The 7,618-nt window shown below is 37.8% G+C and carries 6 protein-coding genes and 4 tRNA genes; 9 read left to right on the top strand and 1 reads right to left on the bottom strand.

Annotated features, from left to right (window positions below):
* The first annotated feature begins 3 nt into the window (after positions 1–3).
* From BMY66_RS08980 to BMY66_RS08960, 5 genes are all read left to right on the top strand, one after another.
* Positions 4–76: transfer RNA gene (locus tag BMY66_RS08980), tRNA-Val, on the top strand.
* A 21-nt stretch (positions 77–97) separates the two neighbouring features.
* Positions 98–179: transfer RNA gene (locus BMY66_RS08975), tRNA-Tyr, on the top strand.
* A 13-nt stretch (positions 180–192) separates the two neighbouring features.
* A tRNA-Met gene (locus tag BMY66_RS08970) sits at positions 193–266 on the top strand.
* A 6-nt stretch (positions 267–272) separates the two neighbouring features.
* Positions 273–345, top strand: a tRNA-Phe gene (locus BMY66_RS08965).
* A 64-nt stretch (positions 346–409) separates the two neighbouring features.
* Positions 410–1,342, top strand: a complete 933-nt coding sequence (locus BMY66_RS08960) for a D-2-hydroxyacid dehydrogenase (protein ID WP_090394898.1) — start codon at positions 410–412, stop codon at positions 1,340–1,342.
* Here the strand turns inward: BMY66_RS08960 and BMY66_RS08955 are convergent.
* On the bottom strand, positions 1,339–2,337 hold the full coding sequence (locus BMY66_RS08955) for a zinc dependent phospholipase C family protein (RefSeq protein WP_090394897.1): 999 nt from the start codon (positions 2,335–2,337) through the stop codon (positions 1,339–1,341). The two genes, BMY66_RS08960 and BMY66_RS08955, sit on opposite strands and share 4 nt — an antisense overlap.
* 273 nt (positions 2,338–2,610) lie before the next feature.
* Between BMY66_RS08955 and BMY66_RS08950 the strand changes: the two genes are divergently transcribed.
* The 4 genes from BMY66_RS08950 to BMY66_RS08935 all read left to right on the top strand — a co-directional run bounded on the left by BMY66_RS08950 (position 2,611) and on the right by BMY66_RS08935 (position 7,523).
* Positions 2,611–4,044, top strand: a complete 1,434-nt coding sequence (locus BMY66_RS08950; protein WP_090394896.1) for a radical SAM/SPASM domain-containing protein — start codon at positions 2,611–2,613, stop codon at positions 4,042–4,044.
* A gap of 249 nt (positions 4,045–4,293) precedes the next feature.
* On the top strand, positions 4,294–5,721 hold the full coding sequence (locus BMY66_RS08945; protein ID WP_090394895.1) for an ATP-binding protein: 1,428 nt from the start codon (positions 4,294–4,296) through the stop codon (positions 5,719–5,721).
* Between the two features lie 36 nt (positions 5,722–5,757).
* Entirely contained in the window at positions 5,758–6,585 is an 828-nt protein-coding gene (locus tag BMY66_RS08940) for a transketolase (protein WP_074792119.1), read from the top strand.
* Entirely contained in the window at positions 6,585–7,523 is a 939-nt protein-coding gene (locus BMY66_RS08935) for a transketolase family protein (RefSeq protein ID WP_044936737.1), read from the top strand. The genes BMY66_RS08940 and BMY66_RS08935 overlap by 1 nt, the downstream gene beginning before the upstream one ends.
* Positions 7,524–7,618: the final 95 nt, after the last annotated feature.

Genomic DNA, 7,618 nt, shown 5'->3' with positions numbered 1-7,618 from the left:
TGTGGGATCTTAGCTCAGCTGGGAGAGCATCTGCCTTACAAGCAGGGGGTCACAGGTTCGAGCCCTGTAGGTCCCACTTAATTAAATATTTTACTATGGGCGGTTTCCCGAGTGGCCAAAGGGGACAGACTGTAAATCTGCTGCAAATTGCTTCGGTGGTTCGAATCCACCACCGCCCATCTTTTTTAATATCGCGGGATGGAGCAGTCTGGAAGCTCGCCGGGCTCATAACCCGGAGGTCGGTGGTTCAAATCCATCTCCCGCAACTACGTGCCCAGATAGCTCAGTTGGTAGAGCAGAGGACTGAAAATCCTCGTGTCGTTGGTTCGATTCCGACTCTGGGCACTTGTTTTTTATAAACCTTCAAGATATAATGCTTGAAGGTTTTTTTGTATTTATAGGAGGCAATATGAAAATAGTATTCTTAGACAGAAAATCTATAGGTGAAGATATAGATTTAAGTTGTTTTAATGAATTTGGGGATGTTGTTATATATGATTATTCTACCCCAGAAGAGGCAGCTGAAAGAACCGTAGATGCCGATGTGGTTATCATAAATAAAGTACCAATCAATGAAAATACAATTGGAAAGGCTAATAATCTTAAGCTTGTATGTGTTACAGCTACGGGAACTAATAATCTTGATAAAGACTATCTAGCTAAGAGAAATATAGAATGGAGAAATGTTGCAGGGTATTCTACAGAAGCAGTAGCGCAGCATACTTTGGCATTATTATTAAACTTATACGAGCATTTAAGTTATTACGATGATTATGTAAAAAGCGAAAAGTACGTAAATGATAAGTTATTTACACATTTTGAGATGCATTTTAACGAAATAGCTAATAAGACATGGGGCATTATTGGATTAGGTGCTATCGGAAAAAGAGTGGCAGAAATAGCAACTTGCCTTGGTGCGAATGTAGTTTACTATTCTACTAGTGGAAAGAATCACAGCGATATCTACAAAGAAGTCGATTTTGACACTTTGTTATCCACATCAGATGTTATTTCTATCCACGCATCACTTGATGAAAACACATTACACTTAATGGATAAGAATGCATTTGAAAAGATGAAAAATAGTGCCATTCTCATAAATGTTGGTAGAGGTCCAATCGTTGTGGAAAAAGACCTTGCGGACGCACTTGAGAGTGGACAAATAGCTGGAGCTGGCTTAGATGTACTTGATGTTGAGCCTATGTCTCCAGAAAACCCATTACGCAATATAAAAGACAGCAACAAGCTTATCATTACACCACATATTGCATGGGCAGCTGTAGAAGCAAGACAGCGCTTGATGAAGATTATTTACAATCAGGTAAAGGATTACTTTAATTAATCAAGAGGTAAACCTGATAGATAACTATTGTCACTGAGACTTACTAATAATTTGTTTCTATAATGAAGATACATATTTGTTTCAGTGACAGTATCGATATCGGAATCAAAGAATGAAGTATTACCGCAGGATTTCATATAAAGGTTTATTCGTTCTATGAAATCAGGCATAGCTTCATTAAATAATTCATAAATGCTTTCATTCCTATTGATAGAAGGATTCCAAGGATTATGCCAATTTGCATTAAATGAATTACAGGGATCATTGTATTTAATAATAGTATCACTAGGAATCATAGACGAAATAACATCGCATTTAAAGAATAGGTGCTCTATTCTTTGAATGCGTTTTTTCTTTTTTCCTGATGGATCACTCATTAATCGATTCAGTTTTATAAATGATTTTATAGCATTTTTTATAGTTCCATATCGTACGTGATATTCTGGAAAAGCTCGGTTTATGCTTATAAAAAGCAATTCTGTAATAACTCGTTTCTCGTTGTCTGAAGGAGATACAGTTCTAGCATAATCAAATTGACTAGGGAGTACATGCTTAAAATGATCTAGGACCAAATGATCTATATCAGTTTCTAGAGAAACATGTCTTCCAAAATCATATATACCACTTTTCTTCAGATTATTAAAATGATCACTTTTAAAGTAGACATAAGGATGGCAAATCACATCTAAGGAATAATGCCCCATAAATCCTATTATATAAGCATCACAAATACGTCTATCATGAGCATCATCAAAGCTATTTCTTGCGTCAAAAAGGTAATCAAAAAAAAGCATAACCCGTTCTCTATGCATTACATTTCCAATATTCTTCTTATAAAAGACATATGCAGGGATATGATAGAAAAAGATATCAGGCCCCTGAAGGCCCAATCCAAAACATGTCTGATGTTTTTCAATCAGATTCTTAGTATCGTCAGATTCGATGAACGATATACATTGTTCTCCGAAAGTTAAATGAGTAATAAAACCTGGCATATATTCTCCCAATACAAAAAAATTTACCCCGAATTTACCAAGCTAGAATACCTTTATGATAAAGGAACAATAAATGCAATAACTTGGTATAAATCCATAATACCATATATAGTGGTACATATTGCTAAAATACTGTGAAATAAGATTATATAGCAAACCTATACATATGAAAAAAATTGTATAAATCAAAAAACAAAGAAAAAACTTTGTATATAGCATAAAAATTTGTGGAATCTATACTAAAGTTAGGTTAAATGAAACGGAGGAACTAAAATGGGAGTAAAAGATAATGTTGAAAGAGCTGCATTTAGTGCGGCTATAGATGAAGTTCTGAAGAATGTAAAAAAGAATCCACAGAAAAGCCTATTAAAGATTGTTGATATGACAGAGAAAATGATGGGTGGAAGTAGTAAAGGATTCCGTACAGCTGCTTTTGCAGGAGCTAGAGATCTCATTAATCAAGAAGACTCTAAGTGGATGAACTATGTTACACGATTATTAACTGAAACAGATCCACATGTTGCAAAAATGACAGCATTAAATCTTGGATACCAGGCTGCATTTAAAGGTACCAAGATGATTAGGGAGAATAGAGAAAAATTTGGTTGTAATATACCATGGCTGATTCTCATGGATCCAACAAGTGCCTGCAATCTTCATTGCACAGGATGTTGGGCAGCTGAGTATGGTCATAAACTTAATTTAACATTTGAGGAATTAGACAGCATTGTCACCCAAGGTAAGGAACTTGGAATTTACTTCTATATGTTAACTGGTGGCGAACCACTTGTTAGAAAGGCTGATATTATCAAGCTTTGCGAGAAGCATAACGATTGTGCATTCCATAGCTATACTAATGGTACACTTGTAGATCAGGCATTCTGTGATGAAATGAAGAGAGTAGGAAATTTATCACTTTCAATTTCTCTCGAGGGCTTTGAAGATGCAAATGATTTCCGCCGTGGTGAAGGTGTATTCGCAAAGGTAATTCATGCTATGGATTTACTCCATGAAAATGGATTGATTTTCGGTAATTCAGTTTGCTATACATCAAAGAATATGGATTCAGTAACTTCCGATGAATTCTTTGATTTACTGATTGAACATGGTTCAAGATTTGCTTGGTATTTCCATCTTATGCCAGTTGGAATGAAGGCTTCTCCAGAATTAATGCCTTCTCCAGAGCAGAGAGAGTACATTTATCACAGACTTCGTGAAGTTCGTGGCCGTGAAGGTGGTAAAGAAATCTATGTTATGGACTTCCAGAACGATGGAGAGTTTGTAGGTGGATGCATCGCTGGTGGTAGAAACTATTGCCATATTAATCCAAAGGGCGATGTAGAGCCATGCGTATTTATTCATTATTCTGGTGCAAATATTCGTGAAAAATCTCTTATTGAGTGTCTCCAGCAGCCATTATTCATGGAGTACAGAAAGGGTCAACCATTTAATGACAATATGCTTAGACCTTGTCCTATGCTTGAAAATCCAGAACTTCTCCAGGAGATGGTTAAGCGTTCAGGTGCTCATTCTACAGATGTTGAGCAGGAAGAGCCTGTTGAGCATTTATGTGAAAAGTGCGCAGAATATGCAGCAAACTGGAAACCAACAGCAGATAAGCTTTGGGAAGAGCATCCATACAGACAAAAAGGCTATATTAATTATGCAAATGCAGAAGAAAAGGGATATGCATATAAAGTAAATTAATAAAGATGCTTTAGACCTGACAGAGAACAGCTGTCAGGTCTTTTTTTAGCCATTATAAGGTAAAAAAAGAGAATGCATAGTTGATAAAAATAAGAGATAATGCTAAAGTAAAGAAAGGTTATTAAAGATTATTCTAAAATAGTTTAGAATTATAAAAATTAAATCTTAATATTTTCAGAATATTGCATCCATAGTTGAAACGTGATACCATGGATTTGCACGCTAGTTAGCGTGTAAAGGAGAGGTGTTATGTTTAAAGGACGCAAATCAGAAATTGAAAAACTAAATGGATTTTATGAGGGAGAAGAAGCATCCGTTGCAGTTGTTTCTGGCCAATTGGGGGTTGGCAAGACAGCTCTATTAAGAGAGTTTGCAAAGGATAAAGAAGTCATTTTTTTCGAGGCTTACGAGACTACTGCTAAGCATCAGTTTGAGCAGATTAGCAAGACTATTGGCTCGTCAACTGTTCTTGATGGGGAGGCATTTTGCCAAGAAATTTCTAAGAGGGCTGCAAAATCTAAGCAGCTTATCATCATTGACCAATACCCTCATATTGTTAAGTCAGATCCAGATTTTGATAAAAAACTTCATGAATATATAGTCGGAGAATGGAAGAAATTACCAGTTAAGCTCATTCTATGTTCCGATGCGTTTATGCTAGTTGATAAATACATAAAGGGTAAAAAGGCCCTATGGAAAAACGATATAACACTTGATTTGGTAGTTCAGCCATTAGGATTTTATGACTCTTGCGAGTTTTTTGCAGATGCAAGTCCGAAGGAAGCTGCATTTTTATATGGCATTACAGGCGGTATTCCATACAACCTGGTACGCACAGCAGCACTACTTGGAATAGATGGTTACGATATGTACGGCATCAGTCCAATACATGGTGAAGATAAAATAAAAGAAGTGGCGTACAAGCTGTTTTTGGATAAGAATTGCAATCTTGGTTTGAATCCGGAGCAGGTTATGGCTACTGAGCTTCGTGAGCTATCATATTACAACTATATGCTTGCGACACTTGCCAAGGGATTAAATAGAGTTAATCAGATTTCGGCAGAGGTTGAAAAGCCAAAGGATGTTGTGGTTCCTTACTTGAACTCACTAATGTCGATTGGCGTTTGTACAAAAGATACTGCAATTACTGAGATTACAAATAGAAAGAAAACTCGTTATTCGATAGTTAATACCAGCACATTATTCTGGTACAAGCACATTGTGGCAAACTACAATTTATATATTTCAGGTCAGGTTGATGAGCTTTGGGACACAATCAAAGCAGATATTGATGACTATATGAAGGAAGTATTCATCAAAATATGTGCTGAATACTTGCGAGATAGAAGCGATAATAACCTTCTTCCATTTACAATCGAAGAAATTGGAAACTGGTGGGTTAATGACGATGAAGCAGGAACCACAGACGGTTTTGATTTGGTATCACTTGGAAAATGTGATGGTAAGTCAGCTACGATTTTTGCCCAGTGCTATTATATCCATGAGCCAATAGAAGTTGCACAGTTAAAATCATTAATTGAAAAAACAAAGCAGCTTCACAGACAGGGAGATGCATTTTATCTGGTATTTTCTAATGCAGGCTTCCATGAAAATGCTATCACCATTTCATCAGCAATCAAAAACATTATGTTGATTACATTGGATGAAATGAGATAATTATAGGTTTTACCCAATGATTTTAGGAGGAGAAAAATGACAAATCAAGAGCTAGTAAAAACTGCTATTGAAGTCCGCAAGGGAATCATTGAAGGTGTTCACGCTGCAAAAGCTGGACATCCAGGCGGATCTCTTTCAGCAACAGAGGTATTTACATATCTCTACTTTGAGGAGATGAATATCGATCCAAAGAATCCAAAGAAGGCAGACAGAGATAGATTCGTGCTTTCAAAGGGACACACTGCACCAGGTCTTTATGCCACACTTGCGCAGAGAGGCTTCTTCCCAGTTGAGGATTTAAAGGGCCTTCGTAGCATTGGAAGTCACTTACAGGGACATCCATGTGTGCAGCATACACCAGGTATTGATGCATCATCAGGTTCACTTGGCCAGGGAATTTCTGTAGCAACAGGTATGGCTCTTTCAGCAAAACTCTCTAATGAATCTTATAGAGTTTATACACTTCTTGGAGATGGTGAAATCCAGGAAGGTCAGGTATGGGAAGCTGCTATGTTCGCAGCTGCAAAGAAGCTTGATAACCTTTGCGTAATCGTAGATAACAACGGTCTTCAGATTGATGGACGTATCGAGGACGTAAACAGCCCATATCCAATCCCAGACAAATTCAGAGCATTCAACTTCCACGTAGTAGAAGTTGCAGATGGAAATGATTTTGATCAGCTTCGTGCTGCTTTCAAAGAAGCAAGAGAAACAAAAGGACAGCCTACTGCAATCGTTATGAAGACAGTAAAGGGCAAGGGTGTTTCATTTATGGAGAACCAGGTAGGATGGCACGGAAAAGCTCCTAACGATGAGGAGTATGCTATCGCTATGGAAGAATTAAAGAAAGCAGGTGAAGAGTAATGGCAGATGTTAAGAAAATCGCAACTCGTGAGAGCTACGGTAACGCTCTCGTTGCTTTAGGTGAGAAATATGACAATTTAGTAGTTCTTGATGCTGACCTTGCAGAGGCTACAAAGACAGGTATTTTTAAGAAGGCATTTCCTGAGCGCCATATTGACTGTGGTATTGCAGAGTCAAACATGGTTGGTATTGCAGCAGGTCTTGCTAGCACAGGAAAGGTTCCATTCTGCTCATCATTTGCAATGTTTGCAGCAGGACGTGCTTTCGAGCAGGTACGTAACTCAGTTGGTTACCCACACCTCAATGTAAAGATTGGTGCAACTCACGCTGGTATTTCAGTAGGTGAGGACGGTGCTTCACATCAGTGTAACGAGGATATCGCTCTTATGCGTACAATCCCAGGCATGACTATCATCAATCCTTCTGATGATGTTGAAGCAAAGGCTGCTGTAGAGGCTGCTTACAAGATGGATGGTCCAGTTTATCTTCGTTTTGGACGTCTTGCAGTACCTGTAATCAACGACAGACCAGATTATAAGTTTGAAATTGGTAAGGGTGTTGTTCTTAAAGAGGGCAAGGACCTTACAATCATTGCTACAGGTCTTGAGGTTAATGAATCACTTGAAGCTGCAAAGAAGCTTGCAGAAGACGGAATTGATGCTGAGGTTATCAACATCCACACAATCAAGCCTATCGATGCTGATCTTATCGTAAAGAGCGCATCTAAGACAGGCAAGGTTGTAACAGTAGAAGAGCATTCAGTTATCGGTGGTCTTGGTGGAGCTGTTGCAGAAGTTCTTTCAGAGAAGTGCCCTACAAAGATGCTTCGCATTGGCGTAAAGGATACATTCGGTGAGTCAGGCCCAGCTGTTAAGCTTCTCGCTAAATACGAATTAGATGCCGAAGGTATCTACAAGCAGATTAAAGCATTTGTATAATTTCATATCGTAATCAAAAATGGTGCGATGCATATAAAATAAGCTAGTATGTAGACAGCAAGCTCTGAGGTTACTCAAGTGAAATGTGTTATTGA

The organism is Pseudobutyrivibrio sp. C4 (genome assembly GCF_900111635.1).
GTDB classification, from domain to species: Bacteria; Bacillota; Clostridia; order Lachnospirales; family Lachnospiraceae; genus Pseudobutyrivibrio; species Pseudobutyrivibrio ruminis.
Note: the sequence above shows the minus strand (reverse complement) of the source record. Positions and strands in the feature narration are given on the sequence as shown.